We start from the raw sequence: 15,073 nt of genomic DNA on the forward strand, positions 1-15,073 counted from the left end.
GCGCGCCCGCGAGCGAGTCGTGACGAAGTCAGGTATTTCCACCCAGATCGTCACTGTGGATCACCTCAGACCGTGATCCGCGACCCCGGCTCGGCGTAGGCCACCGGCCCGTCGTACCGGGTCGCGGCGCGGGCCACCGCATCGGCGGGGGAGAGGAACCGGCCGAGGTGGGTCAGCGCCAGCCCGCGCGCGCCCGCCGCCCGCGCGGTGTCCCCGGCGTCCTCCGGGGTGTGGTGCACCGGGGTCTGCCCTCGGGGTGCCGGTCGCTCTCGGCCTCGCACAGCAGCAGGTCGCAGTCGCGGGCCAGCTCGGTCAGCGCGGGGCAGGCCGCGGTGTCGCCGGAGAAGACCAGCGAGCGGGTGCCGGAGTCGACGCGGACCGCGAAGGCCGGGATGCCGTGCTCGACCGCGCGGGTGGTCAGGGTCAGCTCGCCGAGGCGGAGCTGCTGGCCGTCGCGCAGCTCGTGGCAGGCGAAGGCCTCCTCCACCGGGCTGCGCGCCGGTCCGTTGGTGAGGAAGGCGGCCAGGCGGTCGGCCAGGCCGGGCGGGCCGTGCAGGGGGAGCGGGGCCGGGCGGTCGAGGTCGGCGTAGCGCAGGGCGTAGAACGCGGTGAGCAGGTCGGCGGAGTGGTCGGCGTGGGCGTGCGAGATCCAGATAGCGGTGAGCTCGTCCAGGCGGGCGTGCCGTTGCAGCGGGCCGAGGGTGCCGGTGCCGGCGTCCAGCCAGATCCGGGTGTCGCCGCTGGTGACCAGGTAGCCGGAGCAGGGGTTCTCGGCGGTGGGGTAGGGCGTGGCGTTGCCCAGGACGGTCAGCTGGAGCCGGCTCATCGGCGGAGCGTAGGTGCAGTTGGGGTCGTCGTAACTTTGTCGTTGCTCGATCGCACAACTTTGTGACCTTCGATTGGCTAACGCGTGACCCGCCTTCGCGATGTTTTGTTCACGATCGCTGACTTCTATCAAGTGAGGTTCGTATGAGCGGTCCAGACAACAACGCCGAGGACGTCGCCGCCCGGTGTCGGGCCGGTGGAGGCCTGATCAGGGTCTCGCTCGGGGATCTCCGAAAGGACCTCGGCCACCAGAAACTCGGGTCGCTGGTGCTGGGGAAGATTGCCGCCAACTTGGAGGCTGCGGGAATCGGGCACTTCCCGTTGGGAGTGCTCGACAAGAACTGCAACACCAAGCCGCGGCAGGAACAAACGGTGTGGGTTTACGACCGGGACGGCGACCTGCGTGCCAGGGTCCTGGATGCGGTCCTCGATCCAGAGGAACACGACGTTCGCGCTGTGCTCGACGGTCTGCTCGTCAACGCCACGACAGGGCTGAGTCCGGAGCAAAAGCTGGATCGGATTCGGGACCTCGTCGGAGGCTGATGGGCTGGGGCAATGTCCGGACTGTGACGCGTGGTGCGGTTGTGACGGGTGGGGCCGGGACCTACGGTGTCCACTATGGACAGAGCGCGTCTCGTTCGGGCGGTGGCCGTGCTGTTCGCCGCGGGCGCTGCCGTGGTCGCCTTTGGCGGGGTCGCGGCGGCTGATCCGTCCACAGTGGACTGGCAGCGGTTACGGATGTGCGAGTCCACCGACCGCTACCACGCCAACACCGGCAACGGCTACTACGGCGCCTACCAGTTCGACCTGCCCACCTGGCGCAGCGTCGGCGGCGCCGGGCTGCCGCACCAGGCCAGTGCGGCCGAGCAGGACTTCCGGGCGCTCTACCTGTACCGGATGCGGGGCTGGCAGCCGTGGGAGTGTGCGGGCAAGCTCGGGCTGCGCGATGACCGGGACGCGCGCAGCAGGCGGGTGCCCGACTACGGCGAGGCCGCCTACATCAGCGGGGCCAAGATCCCGGGCTGGCCCGGGCAGGTGTTCGGGCCGGGGGACTGCCACCCGGCGCTGCGGACCTGGCAGCTGCGGATGAACGCCTACGGCTACGGGTTCACCGGCACCGGCTGCTACCACGACAAGACCCGCACGGCCGTGCTCGAGCTGCAACGGGCCAACGGCATCAGGGACTCCGGCCTGCTCGGGCCGAAGACCTGGACCGCGGCCTGGACCGGCAAGCCGCCGAGATAGCTCAGCCGGCCGGCCACAGCGCGCGGGCGCGCAGGACCTCGCGGAGCAGGTCGGGGCGGTCGGTGACGATGCCGTCCACGCCCGCGTCCAGCAGTGCGGTCATCTCCTCGGCGGTGTCGATGGTCCACACGTGCACCTCGATGCCCATCCGGTGCGCCGCGGCGACGAACCGGCGGTCCACCACGGTCAGCCGCCCGGCCCTGGACGGGACCTGCGCCAGGTGGCCCCGGACCGCCCCGCGCAGGGCCAGCGGGCGGAACCGGCCGCCTGCCCACAGCGCGCCCACCGAGCGCGGGCCCAGCGCGGTCATCAGGCGTGGCCCGGCCAGCCTGCGCAGCCGGGCCAGCCGCCGCTCGGAGAAGGAGGCCAGGCAGACCCGGTCCCAAGCGCCGGTGCGCTGCAGGAGGCGCAGCACCGGGCCGACCGCGGAGTCGGACTTGACGTCGATGTTCAGGAACGCCTCCGGCAGCTCCTCCAGGAGGTCCTCCAGCCGGGCGATCGGCTCGATCCCGGCGACCTTGGCCAGCTTCACCTGCGCCCAGAGCTGGTCGGCGACCGCGCCGACGCCGTCAGTGGTGCGGTCCAGCAGGTCGTCGTGGTGCACCACAACCACGCCGTCGCTGGTCGCGTGCACGTCGGTCTCCAGGTAACTGAACCCTTCTTTCGCGGCCCGCCGGAAGCCGCTCAGCGAGTTCTCCATGTCCGCCAGCTCGTCCAGGTGCCAGCCCCGGTGGGCGAACGCGCGCGGGAACGGGCCGTCGAGGTAGGGGTGAGGATGTGCCTGCACAGTGTGTGAGTGTGCACCGGCGGCGTGGCGGGTGGGAGAGCAGCCCGGGTCCGGCTAGCGTCAGCACCCATGGAGGTGGTCTCCGGGGTGCCGCTGACGCGCAGGCACGAGGTGCGGCATTGCGCGTGGTGCGGGCGCCCGTTACCCGACTCCGGCCGGATCGGCAGACCTCGCCGCTACTGCGCCCAGCCCTGCCGGCAGCGCGCCTACGAGCGGCGGGCCCAGGTGCAGCGGGGCGGGCTGCCGGAGGACGCCGTGGTGTTGTCCGCGGCCGAGCTCGCCGATCTCCAGGACCGGCTTTTCCAGCTACGCTGCGCGGCCGAGGACGTCATGACCGCGGCCGAGGACGGCGCGGAGCTCGGCGAGTTGCGACGGATGGCGGCGGGTCTGGTTGACTCTGCCCGAGGTCTGGAACGACTGCGATAGTCGTCAACCAGAGCTCGGAGCCCAAAAGAGGGCTCTTGCCCGCACGTGCACAGGGAGATGACGATGGCGCCCGGCGGCAAGGAGGCGCAGGTGACGGACGAGGTCGGCGCGGAGGCGGTGTTGCGCACCGTCGACTTCGGCGTGGCCGTCACCGACCTCGCAGGCAGGCTGCGGTGGCTGAACCCGGCCTTCGCGACCCTGCTGCGGGTGCCGGAGGCGCAGGCGCTGGGCCGGTCGCTGCCCGCGCTGCTGCCCGGCGTGCCCGACGGCCCCTCCGGCGGCGAGCCCGTGCTGGCCCCCAACTCCACCGGTGAGCCGCCGACCTGGCTGGAGATCACCTGCACCATGCTGGAGTCCGGCCGCGAGCTGCTCTACCGGGCCGCCGACATCACCCAGTGGCGCGACCGCGAGCTGCAGGCCGTGCACCAGGCCCAGGCGCTGCACCGGGCCCAGGTGCTCGGGCAGATGGGCAACTGGGAGTGGTTCGTCAACGACGACCGGGTGCTGTGGTCGGAGGCGCTGCTGGAGATGCTCGGCTACGAGCCGGGCGCCGCGCTGACCTACGCCGGGTACCTGGCCCTGGTGCCGCCGGAGGACCGGCCGCTGGTCGACCGGGCCATCCAGCAGTCGCTGACCACCGGCGAGAAGTTCTCCTACACGCACCGGATCTGCCGCGCCGACAACGGTGACGAGCGGATCTTCGAGTGCTTCGGCGAGGTCATCTGCGACGCCGCCGGCGCGCCGGAGCGGATGCTGGGCACCGCGCGGGATGTCACCCAGTCCCGGCAGCTGCACAGCGAGCTGCTGCGGATGGCCGATGAGGACCCGTTGACCGGCCTGCCCAACCGGCGCGCGCTGACCCGCGAGCTGGAGCGCCAGCTGGCCTCCGGCGCGGACGGCACGCTGCTGTTGCTGGACCTGGACAACTTCAAGGATGTGAACGACCTGCGCGGGCACGCCGTCGGCGACCGCGTGATGCGCACCCTGGGCGCGGCGCTGCGGGAGAAGCTGCGGCCCGGTCAGCTGCTCGGGCGGCTCGGCGGCGACGAGTTCGCCGTGGTGCTGCCGGGAGTGGCCACCGAGGAGGCGGTGGAGATTGCCGAGCGGCTGGGCGCCGCGGTGGCCGCACTGTCCGTTGTGGCCGGTGGCGCGGCGACCAGGATGACCGCCAGCACCGGCGTGGCCAAGTTCGACCCGGCCGGTGGCTGGGAGGCGGTGCTGGCCAACGCCGACCTGGCGCTCTACGCCTCCAAGGGCAACGGCCGCAACCGGGTCACCGTCTACGACCCCGCGCACTACGCCGACACCGCCAAGCGGGTCTCGGTGCTGGACCGGCTGCGCAGGGCGCTGGAGCGCGGCGGTTTCGCGCTGCACGCCATGCCGATGGTCAACCTGCGCACCTCCCGCACGGTCGGCTACGAGCTGCTGCTGCGCCTGGAGGACGGGCACCAGCCCACGCCCGGTCCGGCGGAGTTCCTGCCCGCGGCCGAGCGCAGCAACCTGGTGCACGACATCGACCGCTGGGTGCTGGGCGAGGCCATCGACCAGCTGGTGCGCAACCCGGACCCGATGCTGCGGTTCAACGTCAACGTCTCCGGCCGCACCCTTGAGGACGAGGACTTCGCCGCCTTCGTGCTGGACCGCCTGGCCAGCGCGGGCGTGGCCCCCGGCAGGCTCGGGCTGGAGATCACCGAGACCGCCGCGGTGACCAACCTGGACGCGGCCCGGCACCTGGCCGAGCAGCTGCGCGCCATCGGCTGCCGGATCACCCTGGACGACTTCGGTTCCGGCTTCGGCTCGTTCGTGCACCTCAAGCACCTGCCGATCACCGGGTTGAAGATCGACGGCGAGTTCGTCCGCGGCATCGACACCGGCAGCAGGGACGGCGTGCTGGTCACCGGCATCATGGAGATCGCCCGCGGCCTTGGCCTGTCCGCGGTGGCCGAGTGGGTGGAGCGCCCGACCCAGGTCGAGGCGCTGACCCGGCTCGGCGTGCGGGTCGCGCAGGGCTTCCACCTGGGGCGGCCGCGACCGCTGCCGGTGGTGCTGGCCGAGCGCAAGGAGCAGCAGAACGGCATCCGCCGCGCGCTGCCGATGCCGGCCGAGACGCCGGAACAGCCCGCGGTGCAGCCCTAGTGTCCTGAGTCGGAAGCCTGGACCGAGCGGATGAGCTCCAAGGTCTCCTGGTCGCTGAGTCCCTGCGCGCGGCTGTCCGCGACCAGGGCACGGACCTGCTCGACCAGCTGGGCCCGGCCCGGTCCGGCCTCGGGTGAGGAAACCCCAGCCGCGGGGGTTGTCCAGCCGGCCGGACCAGCTCACCCGCCGCCCACCGGCCCCAGCCGGGCGGCAGCTGCGCGTGCTCCGGCCAGATCCGGGCCCAGCCCTGCACCCAGGCCCGCTCCGGCAGCCGGTCCGGTGGACCGCGACCAGCAGTGCGGGCAGTCCGGCCGCCACCACCTGCGGAAGCACCACCAGTGCCAGCCGCGTCTGACGGGTCCCGTCTCAGCGGATCGCGTCGATGAGCGTGCGCAGCTGCCCCTGGTAGTGGGCCACCCGGGTGTAGTAGTCCGGGGCCGCGGGGTCGACGCTGCCCGACCAGGAGGCCACGCCCGCGAGCTTGCCGCCGACCACCACGGGGGAGCCGCTGTCGGTGGCGCGCAGGCGGATCGCGCGGTCCGCGCCCACGCACAGGTAGGCGGCCTGCTCGTAGCTGACGCCGTGCCAGCGGGGCGGGATGAAGCGGACGCTGTCGGCGGCCCGGCGCACGCACTCGGTGTCCGCGGCCACCGTGGTAGGCGCTTGCCAGAGCAGCGGCTGGTCCTCAGGGGACATGCGCCAGCCGTAGACGGTGGCGGCCGACCCGGCTGCCGGGCCGTCAGCGAGCGGGAGGGCCGGGGTGTCCACGGGTTCGGCCAGGGTGATCAGGCCGATGTCGGCCGAGGCAAGCCGTACCTGGCCGAACATGCCGCCGAAGAAGGACTCCTCGGCGATGCCCTTGGCGTAGCCGGGGTCGCGCCAGGTCGCGGCCACCCGCACCACCCGGCCGGTGCTGCCGCGCAGGTCGTCCCGGCCGACGGTGATGGTCAGGTCGGCCGGTTCGGAGCCGAGGCAGTGGGCGGCGGTGACCACTGCCTTGGGTGCGACCAGGGTGCCGACGCACAGCTTGTTGCTGGGGGAGTCGGCGTAGGTCTTCGGGTTGCCGATGACCACCACCCAGGGCACGGCGGCGGTGGACACCTGGCCGCTGCCGGGCACCGGATCGGGCTGCGGGCGGGTGTACTCCCAGACCAGGAACGGGGCGTAGAGCACGATCGGGGCCAGTAGGACGATGACCGGGCCCAAGATCCACCAACGGCGTCGGCGAGGCTTCTTTTCGGACATCGGCGGAGGCTATCGACTCACGCGCGGGGTCGCCCGGTCAATGGGCCAAGTGGCAGAACTCCGGGTCAGAGCACGCCCCGCAAGAACTCCGCGAGCGTCGTGCCGGGGCGGCCGGTGAGACGGGGGACGTGGTAGGTGAGCACGTCCAGCCAGCCCGCTTCCGCGCTGTGCCAGAACATCTCCCCGGACCGCATCGCCTCCGGGTTCGCCCGCGCCGCCGCGGGCAGCCGGGCCAGGAAGGACTCCACCGGCTCCTCGGCCGCCGGGTCGTGCCGGACCGGGCGGCCACTGGCCTCGGCGAGTGCGGCGGCGATGCCCGCGTGGTCCAGGGCCTGCGGGCCGGTGAGGTCCAGGATCTGGCCGTCGTGGCCGCCGGTGGCCAGCACGGCGGCGCTGGCGGCGGCCAGGTCGTCGCGGGTGACGTAGGCGACGCGGCCGGAGCCGAACTTGCCGGGCAGCACGCCGGTGTCCACGGCTTCCCGCAGCGGCAGCATGAGCTGGAGCATGTCCATGTAGATCCCGTTGCGCAGCAAGGTGAACGGCAGGCCCGAGTCGAGCAGCAGCTGCTCGGTCTCGCGGTGCTCGAACAGGATCGGGCTGGTGTTGCCGGGATCGCCCGCGCGGATCATCGAGGTGTAGAGGAAGCCGCCCACGCCTGCCTGCTGGGCGGCCTTGATCGCGTTGGCGTGCTGGGCGGTGCGGCGGCCGACCGCGGAGGTGGCCACCACCAGCACCCGCTCGGCGCCGTCGAAGTGCGGCAGCAGCGACTCCGGCTGGTCCAGGTCGCCGTGGCAGGCGCGCACGCCGAGGCCGTCGAGCTGTTCCGGGGTGCGGGACAACGCGATGATCTTGGCCGCGTCCACGTGCTCGCGGAGGTGGGTGACGATGCGGCGGCCCAGCTGGCCGGACGCGCCGGTGACGACGTGCATGGCTGGTTCCCTCTCGGTGTGGTGAACGATCACCGAGAGCGAACCAGCCGCGCGCTCAACCGGTAAGTAGGCACATTGATGTGCCCGCCCCGTCAGGGATTCAGCCTGCGGTAGACCAGCCGGCCGTCGCCGCGGCGGACCCCGCTCACCAGCACGCCGTCGGTGCCCGCACTCGCCGCGAGCGGGCCGGTCAGCGCGCCGCCCAGGTCCTGCCAGGCCGACCAGCTGCCCTGGTCGAGGTGAGTGCCGAGCAGGCGGCCGTCCCGGCCCAGGCCGAGCAGCCAGGAACCCGCCCCGGTCAGGCCGGTGACCGGGTCCAGGCGCGGGCCGGCGGGCAGCGCGCGCCAGGGCTGCCAGCGCACCGCCAGCTCGCCGGTCAGCTCGATCGCCTCGAACACCCGGCCGGCCGGGTCGGCCACCACCACTCGCACCACGCCGTCCGGGCCGCGGAAGGCCAGCGGGTGGCTGCCGGGCTGGTTGCCCAGGTCCTGCCAGCGGGTCCAGCCGCTGGCGCCGCCGGGACCGGTCTGCGCGCTCCACCGCACGTAGCCGGTGGACCCGGCGGCGACCACCACCAGCTGGTCGCTGCCGTTGAAGCTGCGCCCGCACACGCTCGGCGGGCCGCCCAGCCTGCCGGAGTCCACCCCCATCAGCCCGGACCACGGCCCGGCCGGCCAGTGCGCCCAGGCCTGCATCAGCTTGCGCTGGCGCGGGAAGTCGCCGCGGGCGAACAGCTCCAGCCTGCCATCGGCGTGCGCCGCGCCCGCCGGATCGCCGTCGATTCCTTCCCCGGCAAGGCTTTCCCAGCGCGGGAAGCCGCCATCGTCCTGCTGGCGGCTGCGCAGCACCCGGCCGGTGGCGTCCGCGACCAGCAGCTCCAGCCGCCGCGCCGAGGGCAGCACCACCACCCTGGCCCCGGCGCCCACCGGTTCGGGCCGGACCGGCCGCCAGTCGCCGCCGATGGCGGTGCTGGTGTGCACGACCCGCGCCGAGTCGGCCACGAACACCTGGTTCCCGGCCAGGGCAGGCGGACCGCCGGCGCGGATGCCGCCGTCTGTCCACAGTGTCCAGTCGACCGGCCGGTTGGTCTCCAGGCCGCGCAGCCGGGTGAAGGCGGTGCTGAAGGTGGAGGACTCTCCTTCGGCGGCGGCGAGTTCCCGTCGCCAGTCGGTGAGCGCGGTGCCGAAGTGCTGGGTCGTTCCCGCGGAGTCGAGCTCGTTGAGCTGGCCCCAGTGCAGGCGGCCGCCGTGCCGCACGGCCAGCTCGTGCAGCAGGGTCAGCGCCTTGCGGTTGCCGACCAGGCCGCGCAGCATGGCCACCTCGATCGCGCAGGAGCGCGGGAACGGGGCGGGGGCCAGCAGCGCGCGGCTGCCGCGCAGGAACCGCAGCGAGACGTAGCCGCCGAGCGCGATCCCTTGCGCGCGCAGGGTTTCGAACACGCCGAGCACCCCGTCCACCCTCGCGGTGAGGTCGGCGTCGGCGGGGAAGAACAGCTCGGCGAAGTCCATCCGGTAGCAGTCGGCGTTGTAGTCGAAGAAGTCGCCGACCTCCCAGCGGGTGCCGTGCACCAGCCAGGGCTGGTTGTCCGAGGGCCGCCTGGCCGGCTTGACCGAGTCGGTCACCGCCGAGGTGGCCAGCTCCACCAGCTGCGGCACCCCGAGCGTGGTGGTCAGGTTCAGCAGGTCGGCGAGCACGTCACCAAGCCTGCGCTCCATGGACAGCCCCAGCGCTTTGGCCACCTCGGCCAGCGGCCTTGGGAGTTCCTTGGCGCACAACGCCTGCCCCAGCTCCGGCGGCAGACTCGCCTTGGCCCGCTCCGCCGAGACCGGCGTGCTGGCCTGGTCGCCGAGCCCAAAAGCCCGCCCGGCCACCGGGAGCTCGGCGCGCGGCAGGGTTTTTCTGGTGCTCAGCAAGCATTTCCGGTCGCCGTCGGCCTGGGTGACCGGGTTGATCAGCACCTCCAGGTACTCGTCCCCGGCCACCGCCCGGTCGATCTCGGCGGCCAGTTGGGGTGCCAAGGCCCGCCAGGTGCCGGCCCGCCGGTGCTCCACCAGCGCCACCTCGGTCTCGTCGTGCACCTCCAGCACCGCGCTGTGCACCACCCCGAACCGGCCCAGCGACAGCACCGCCGCGTCCAGCGCCGCGTCCCCGCGCAGCTCCCGCACCGCCGTGCCCTCGGGCAGCTCACCCCCGGCGATCAGCTTGTCCCGCAACAGGTTGACCTCCACCACGGCGGCCCGCTGCACCAGCGTGACCTGCCCGCCGGAGCCGACCAGCAGCAGCGCGTGCAGGTAGTCGCCGATGGCCGGGCGGGCCGCGTCACCGCCGTGCGTGCCGGTGCCCACCGCCCCGGCCAGGCTCTGCCCGCCCGAACCGCCCAGCGTGGGCAGCGTCCAGCGCCGCTCGCGCAGCAGCTCAGCCGGTGGTCCCGACCGGCCGTCCGGCCTGGGTTTGCCGTCCAGGGCCAGCGACAGGTTGCGGATGGTGATGCCGCCGCCGACCGCCAGCCGCAGCCTGCCCCCGGTGTCGGCCTCGCTGATCGCGGCTTGCAGCGCCGCCGGGAACCCGGACAGCGCCTCGGTGCGCACCACCACCCCCTCGCAGTGCGCGGGCGCGGAGTAAGCCCAGGCCGAGCCGACCGCGTGCACCGGCAGCCCGGCCGCCTCCGCCTCCCGCACCACCTGGCACAGCTCGCCCAGGGTCTTGGGCGTGGCGAACTCGGCCACCGGCGCCTCGATGTTCTGGGTCCAGTTCTGGAACGTGTCCATGCAGACGATCCCCCTCGTCAGTCCTCCCCGCGTGCACCTTGTCGCGGTTGCCGGGTGTGAACAAGGACCAAGCGGGCAGACCAGGGGGCACCCGGCCGTCACCCGCCGTGACGCAGGGCTTACCGTGTCATGATCGTGTGAAGTGGAGGGGTGGCCCGATGGGGGACAACGAGTTCGGCACGCTGTGGGCGCAGCTGACCGGCGAGCAGATGCTGGTGGCGATGGCCGACGGGCGGGCGCGGATGCCCCGGCACGCGGAGCCGATCGGGCTGAGCCTGCGCGAGGTGGTGCGCGGCCGGGTCTCGCTGCGCTGGAAGCCGTCCGAACAGGCGTGCAACTCCGCTGGTCAGGTGCACGGCGGCTACCTGGCGATGGTGCTGGACGACGCGGGCGCGATGGCCTGCGTGACGCTGGCCGACCGGTACCAGCCGATGCTGACCATGAGCCTGCACATCGACTACCTGCGGCCGGTGCTGGCCGGGGCGGAGTACGTGGCCACCGGTGTGGTGGTGCACCCCGGCCAGCGCCGGATGCTGGCCGACGCCGAGATCACCGACGCCCAGGGCCGCCGGGTGGCCCGCGCCAGCGGCAGCTTCACCCCGAACCTGAGCTTCGACGGCAACGGCCAGCCCTCGAGCTAGTTCCCCCGGCCGCGGCGGGCGAAGGACTCCGCGTAGGCGCGGGACCGGAAGGCCAGCACCGGGTCGTCGGACAGGTCGATGCCGGGGGTGAGCCTGGCCGGGTCGAACACCTGCCGGTCCCAGTGCTCCTGGTCGGCCGACTTCGCGGTGATCTCCAGGTGCCCGGCCACGATCTCGGCGCGGTCCTCCGGCCAGGACTTGGTGCAGTCGTCGGTGGGCCCCGCAGCCGCCGGGAACGCCCGGCCAAGCCGGCGCTGACCAGAGCCTCGATCACCGCCGTCGCGGTGCGCGTGCTGCTCGCCGAGGGCGGCGTCCTGGCCGACTGGGCTGCGTTGTCCACGGCGATCCAGAACGCCGAACCCGAGACGCCGGCGGGCCTGGAGCTGTGCTTCCCCGCCGACGCCGCGCACGGCCTGGTCGAGCAGATGGCCTGGGGGTCCCGCTAGGTTGGCCCGATGACCGCCGTCATCACCGGAGCCGCGGGCGGCATCGGCCTCGCCCTGGCCGAAGCCCTGCACGCCCGCGGCGAGCAGCTGGTCCTCACCGACATCAAAGCCGCCGTGCTGACTGAGGTCGCCACCCGGCTGGGCGCCACCGCCGTCCCCGCTGACGTCGCCGACCCCGAAGCCATGGCCGCACTGGCCGAACGGGCGCCGCACGCGCGGACGGTCTGCCTCAACGCCGGGATCCTCGGCCAGTCCCTTGGCGCGCCGTGGGAGGTGCCCGCCGAGGACTGGGACCGGGTGTTCGCGGTCAACGTGGCCGGGGTGGTCAACGGCCTGCGCGCGTTCGTGCCCAGGCTGCTCACCGCCGGTGAACCCGCTCGGGTGCTGATCACCGCCTCGCTGGCCGGACTGGCCGTCTTCCCCGGCGGCGGCGCCTACGGCCCGGCCAAGCACGCGGTCACCGCGCTGGCCACCCACGCGGCCATGGCGCTGGCCGACACCCCGGTTCGGGTGACCATGCTCTGCCCGGCGCTGGTGGCCACCGGCATCTCCGCCGAGGGCGTGCCGCCGTCGGCGGTGGCGGAGGAGGCGTTGCGCGCCATGGATGAGGGCCGGTTCGCGGTGACCCCGCCGGAGTGGCACGGCGCGGTGGTGCGGCAGGCCGGACAGCGGGTCGCGGGCGAGGTGCCCGGGGTGCCCAGCCCGGTCCTGGACTAGCCGGGAATCGTGGCTCCGGCAGGGCGGAAAGTGTCGTTAAGGGATAGTTGAAAGGGCTTTGGGAGGCTGTTTCAGCTGTTCAGGCTGCCGGTGGTCGAGGACTCTGAGCCTTTCCTTGGGGAGAAGGGCACCTCCCAGATGTGGTTCTTCAGCATCGGGGGGTACTGACCCCCACAGGGAGAGCACCAGGTCAGTTCGCCCGTGTTGGCGGTGCTTCCCTGGGCGGGCGGGTACGGTGAACGTCCCGTTGGACCGCACCCCCAGGAGAGCGCAGTGTCTGCCGACTTGGAACGGCTTGCCGCCGAGTTCGAGAAGTTCCAGGCCAAGATCAAGCAGGCCGAGGTGAAGTTCAGCGGCGTCGGCGACATGCAGGAGCGGCTGGGGCAGCTGGAGGCCGCCGCGGTCTCCCCGGACCGCACCGTGCGCGTGGTCGCCGGCGCCGGTGGCACCGTGCTGGACCTCCAGCTCACCCCGGACGCGGTGCGCCAGCCCGCGCCGCAGCTGGCCGCCACCATCATGGCCACGCTGCGCCAGGCGGTGGCCGAGGCCGTGCGGATGCAGGCCGGCATCGTGGACGAGACGGTCGGCGAGGCCTTCGGGCTCAACACCACCGACCAGGTCAAGGCGGCCCAGGCCGAAGCGCTGGGAACCGCGACGCAGGAACTCACGTCCCACCACAGCCAGCAGGCGCCCGCGCCGAAGCGTCCCGTCAAGCGCGACGATGACGACTACTTCGACGGCTACAGCGTCTACGGCGACGAACCACGACACTGAGGGCGGGAGAAATGACCAGCTCCGACAAGGTCGCCGTCAACATTCCGGCGCTGAAGTCCTACGCGAAACAGCTGGACTACTACCAGTCCGAGGCGGACAAGTTCGGCAGGCTGGTGGACGCCGCCGACGTGACCAACGAGGCGTGGGGCGTGATGGGCGCCTTCGCCAAGAGCGCCTACACCGAGCGGCTCGGCGACCTGCGTGAGCTGATGGCCGCGATGAAGGAGGGCGTGGAGACGCTCTCCGGCAAGATCCTGGACACCGCCGCCATCTACGAGGGCGCCGAGAACGACGCGGTCATCGAGTTCGGCAGGCACAAGGCGAACATCGACGGACCGCGTGGGGGGAAGACCAAGTGACCGGGCCCAAGGAGAGCATCGCCGACGCGCTCAACGTCTCCCAGTACGACGAGAGCTTCGCCGCCAACGCCGACCGCGCCGCGACCAAGGTCCCGGTCCTCGGCGACGCCTACAAGGCGGGCAAGTCCATCGCCGCGCACGCCCAGGAGATGGGCCAGGCCGACAACGTCGGCGAACTGGCCTCCGGCGCCAAGGACCTGGCCGCGGACGGGGCGAAGTTCGTCAGCGGCGCCGCGATGGACGTGACCACCTTCGTGATGGACCCGATCGGCTGGCTGGTCAGCAACGGGCTGAACATCCTGCTCGAACTGGTGCAGCCGCTGCAGGACGCGCTGCACCAGGTCAGCGGCGACGGCCCGGCCATCGGGCACGCCTCGGACAACTTCGTCACCATGGCCCAGGGCTTCGTCGCGCTGGCCGAGGACTTCGAGAAGACCGGCGACACCGCGCTGAAGGACTGGCTGGACGAGGCAGGCGATGAGGCCCGCAAGGCCCTCGGCGAGTTCTCCACCGGCATCCGCGGCGTCGGCTCGGCCGCGGGCTCGGTGGCCGAGGTGCTGCAGATGTGGTCGATGGTCATGGTGGTCATCGAGGAGGTGATCAAGGCGATCATCTCCGAGCTGATCTCCTGGCTGATCACCATCTGGCTGCCCGCGCTGGCCACCTCGATCATCTCCTTCGGCGGCTCGGTGGCCGCGGCCATGACCGCCTCCATCGCCAAGGCCGCCAGCGTGCTGCAGAAGGTGCTGAGCTACCTCGGCAAGTTCGGCAAGCTGCTGTCGAAGTTCATCGAGTTCCTGGCCAAGTTCGCCACCAAGGCCGTGCAGTTCGCCGACAAGCTCCGCGTGGGCAAGGTGGTGGAGAAGGGCAGCCGGGGCATCCCGCTGGTCGGCAAGGTGGCCGAGCGCAGCCACTTCGTGCCCAGCAACCGGGTGATCAGCACGACCTTCGGCACCCACGCCGGGGTCGGCCCGCTGGCCAAGGGCATCGGCGTCAAGTCCGGTATCGGCGCAGGCAAGGGCATCGGCAAGGAAGGCGCCGCCGAGTACAAGGAAGACGGCCCGATGTTCAACAAGAGCGGCATCGGCGGCGATCACAGCGTCGAGGACACCCGCGGCAACCTGGACATGTAACTTCGTCGGCGTGGTCGCACCGAATCCTGAGTTCCGGCAGCTGGTTCGCGCCCTGGTCGAAGGCCAGTGGCGCGAACCGGTGGTCGTGGTCCACCTCGGCGACGTCGAGCCCGGCTTCGAGGTGCCCGGCAGGCGCAAGGACGGCACGGTCAAGGGCAAGCGCCTGATCCGCCGGTTCTTCTGGAACCTCATCCGGGTCCCGGTCGGCGGCGTGGTGAGCCTGTTCCTGTCCGTGCTCGGCGGCGGGGTGGCCAACATGTTCGAGCGGTCGGGTTCGGTGCGCGGACCGGCGAACGCCCGCGCGCTCGGGCTGGTGGAGGCGGCGATGGCGGCGGAGAACGCGTGGCTGGTGTTCTCGCCCTCGCACGTCGGCGTGGTCGACACCGGCCCCAGCTTCGGCACCCCGGCTGACAACGGTCCGCCCACCCTGCGCTGGCACGAGGCGGCCCCGCACGGGCCCCGGGTCAAGCCGTACCAGCAGGAGCTGGTGTGGCCGGACGGGTCGGAGTTCCGCTTCCACGTCACCTCGGAGGAACGGGCCATCCTCAAGCAGGGCTGACCGTTTTCCCTGATCAACAGCGGTATCCCGAATCTGGTGCGCAACGGGATACCGCGCACCCCTCGTCCTGGACCTTCCGCCTC

The 15,073-nt window shown here is 72.4% G+C and carries 18 protein-coding genes; 11 read left to right on the forward strand and 7 right to left on the reverse strand.

Going from position 1 to position 15,073, the window contains the following annotated elements; all coding sequences use genetic code 11:
• Positions 1-65 precede the first annotated feature (65 nt).
• Both ACWDY5_RS23435 and ACWDY5_RS23440 read right to left on the reverse strand, forming a co-directional pair.
• Positions 66-239, reverse strand: coding sequence for a hypothetical protein (locus tag ACWDY5_RS23435; RefSeq protein WP_449724304.1), 174 nt, complete (start codon positions 237-239; stop codon positions 66-68).
• The gene (locus ACWDY5_RS23440; RefSeq protein ID WP_449724305.1) at positions 173-826 is read right to left on the reverse strand and encodes an MBL fold metallo-hydrolase; all 654 of its coding nucleotides are present in this window, start codon (positions 824-826) and stop codon (positions 173-175) included. Before ACWDY5_RS23440 ends, ACWDY5_RS23435 begins: the two co-directional genes overlap by 67 nt.
• A 143-nt stretch (positions 827-969) precedes the next feature.
• On the opposite strand from ACWDY5_RS23440, the gene ACWDY5_RS23445 reads away from it, so the two are divergent.
• Entirely contained in the window at positions 970-1,368 is a 399-nt protein-coding gene (locus tag ACWDY5_RS23445; RefSeq protein ID WP_449724306.1) for a hypothetical protein, read from the forward strand.
• A gap of 75 nt (positions 1,369-1,443) precedes the next feature.
• Positions 1,444-2,070, forward strand: coding sequence for a transglycosylase family protein (locus tag ACWDY5_RS23450; RefSeq protein ID WP_449724307.1), 627 nt, complete (start codon positions 1,444-1,446; stop codon positions 2,068-2,070).
• A gap of 1 nt (position 2,071) precedes the next feature.
• Here ACWDY5_RS23450 and ACWDY5_RS23455 read toward each other — a convergent pair whose 3' ends face one another.
• Positions 2,072-2,857 carry a glycerophosphodiester phosphodiesterase family protein gene (locus tag ACWDY5_RS23455; RefSeq protein WP_449724308.1) on the reverse strand — a complete coding sequence of 262 codons (786 nt, stop codon included), beginning with the start codon at positions 2,855-2,857 and terminating at the stop codon, positions 2,072-2,074.
• Between the two features lie 69 nt (positions 2,858-2,926).
• Between ACWDY5_RS23455 and ACWDY5_RS23460 the strand changes: the two genes are divergently transcribed.
• Entirely contained in the window at positions 2,927-3,283 is a 357-nt protein-coding gene (locus tag ACWDY5_RS23460) for a hypothetical protein (RefSeq protein ID WP_252485986.1), read from the forward strand.
• A gap of 57 nt (positions 3,284-3,340) precedes the next feature.
• A complete protein-coding gene (locus ACWDY5_RS23465) occupies positions 3,341-5,419 on the forward strand; it encodes a putative bifunctional diguanylate cyclase/phosphodiesterase (protein ID WP_283659178.1) in 2,079 nt (692 codons plus the stop codon).
• 366 nt (positions 5,420-5,785) lie between these two features.
• Here the strand turns inward: ACWDY5_RS23465 and ACWDY5_RS23470 are convergent, their stop codons facing one another.
• From ACWDY5_RS23470 to ACWDY5_RS23480, 3 genes are all read right to left on the reverse strand, one after another.
• Positions 5,786-6,664 (reverse strand): S1 family peptidase, encoded by an 879-nt coding sequence (locus ACWDY5_RS23470; RefSeq protein WP_449724309.1) that lies wholly within the window; start codon positions 6,662-6,664, stop codon positions 5,786-5,788.
• A 65-nt stretch (positions 6,665-6,729) separates the two neighbouring features.
• The gene (locus tag ACWDY5_RS23475) at positions 6,730-7,593 is read right to left on the reverse strand and encodes an NAD(P)H-binding protein (RefSeq protein ID WP_449724310.1); all 864 of its coding nucleotides are present in this window, start codon (positions 7,591-7,593) and stop codon (positions 6,730-6,732) included.
• A gap of 92 nt (positions 7,594-7,685) precedes the next feature.
• The gene (locus ACWDY5_RS23480) at positions 7,686-10,361 is read right to left on the reverse strand and encodes a hypothetical protein (protein WP_449724311.1); all 2,676 of its coding nucleotides are present in this window, start codon (positions 10,359-10,361) and stop codon (positions 7,686-7,688) included.
• Between the two features lie 158 nt (positions 10,362-10,519).
• Between ACWDY5_RS23480 and ACWDY5_RS23485 the strand changes: the two genes are divergently transcribed.
• Positions 10,520-11,002 (forward strand): PaaI family thioesterase, encoded by a 483-nt coding sequence (locus tag ACWDY5_RS23485; protein WP_449724312.1) that lies wholly within the window; start codon positions 10,520-10,522, stop codon positions 11,000-11,002.
• On the opposite strand, the gene ACWDY5_RS23490 is transcribed toward ACWDY5_RS23485, so the two are convergent.
• Positions 10,999-11,172 carry a hypothetical protein gene (locus ACWDY5_RS23490; protein ID WP_449724313.1) on the reverse strand — a complete coding sequence of 58 codons (174 nt, stop codon included), beginning with the start codon at positions 11,170-11,172 and terminating at the stop codon, positions 10,999-11,001. The genes ACWDY5_RS23485 and ACWDY5_RS23490 overlap by 4 nt on opposite strands.
• Between ACWDY5_RS23490 and ACWDY5_RS23495 the strand changes: the two genes are divergently transcribed.
• The 6 genes from ACWDY5_RS23495 to ACWDY5_RS23520 all read left to right on the forward strand — a co-directional run bounded on the left by ACWDY5_RS23495 (position 11,161) and on the right by ACWDY5_RS23520 (position 14,990).
• Positions 11,161-11,448: a hypothetical protein gene (locus ACWDY5_RS23495; RefSeq protein WP_449724314.1), complete on the forward strand. Its 288-nt coding sequence runs from the start codon at positions 11,161-11,163 to the stop codon at positions 11,446-11,448. The two genes, ACWDY5_RS23490 and ACWDY5_RS23495, sit on opposite strands and share 12 nt — an antisense overlap.
• Positions 11,449-11,457: 9 nt before the next feature.
• Positions 11,458-12,165: an SDR family NAD(P)-dependent oxidoreductase gene (locus ACWDY5_RS23500; RefSeq protein ID WP_449724315.1), complete on the forward strand. Its 708-nt coding sequence runs from the start codon at positions 11,458-11,460 to the stop codon at positions 12,163-12,165.
• 273 nt (positions 12,166-12,438) lie between these two features.
• Entirely contained in the window at positions 12,439-12,939 is a 501-nt protein-coding gene (locus tag ACWDY5_RS23505; protein ID WP_283659168.1) for a YbaB/EbfC family nucleoid-associated protein, read from the forward strand.
• Between the two features lie 11 nt (positions 12,940-12,950).
• Entirely contained in the window at positions 12,951-13,298 is a 348-nt protein-coding gene (locus ACWDY5_RS23510) for a hypothetical protein (protein ID WP_252485975.1), read from the forward strand.
• On the forward strand, positions 13,295-14,431 hold the full coding sequence (locus ACWDY5_RS23515) for a hypothetical protein (RefSeq protein WP_252485974.1): 1,137 nt from the start codon (positions 13,295-13,297) through the stop codon (positions 14,429-14,431). Before ACWDY5_RS23510 ends, ACWDY5_RS23515 begins: the two co-directional genes overlap by 4 nt.
• 10 nt (positions 14,432-14,441) lie before the next feature.
• Complete coding sequence (locus ACWDY5_RS23520) at positions 14,442-14,990, forward strand: hypothetical protein (protein WP_449724316.1); 549 nt, start codon at positions 14,442-14,444, stop codon at positions 14,988-14,990.
• Positions 14,991-15,073: the final 83 nt, after the last annotated feature.

This window comes from Crossiella sp. NPDC003009 (assembly GCF_053591555.1).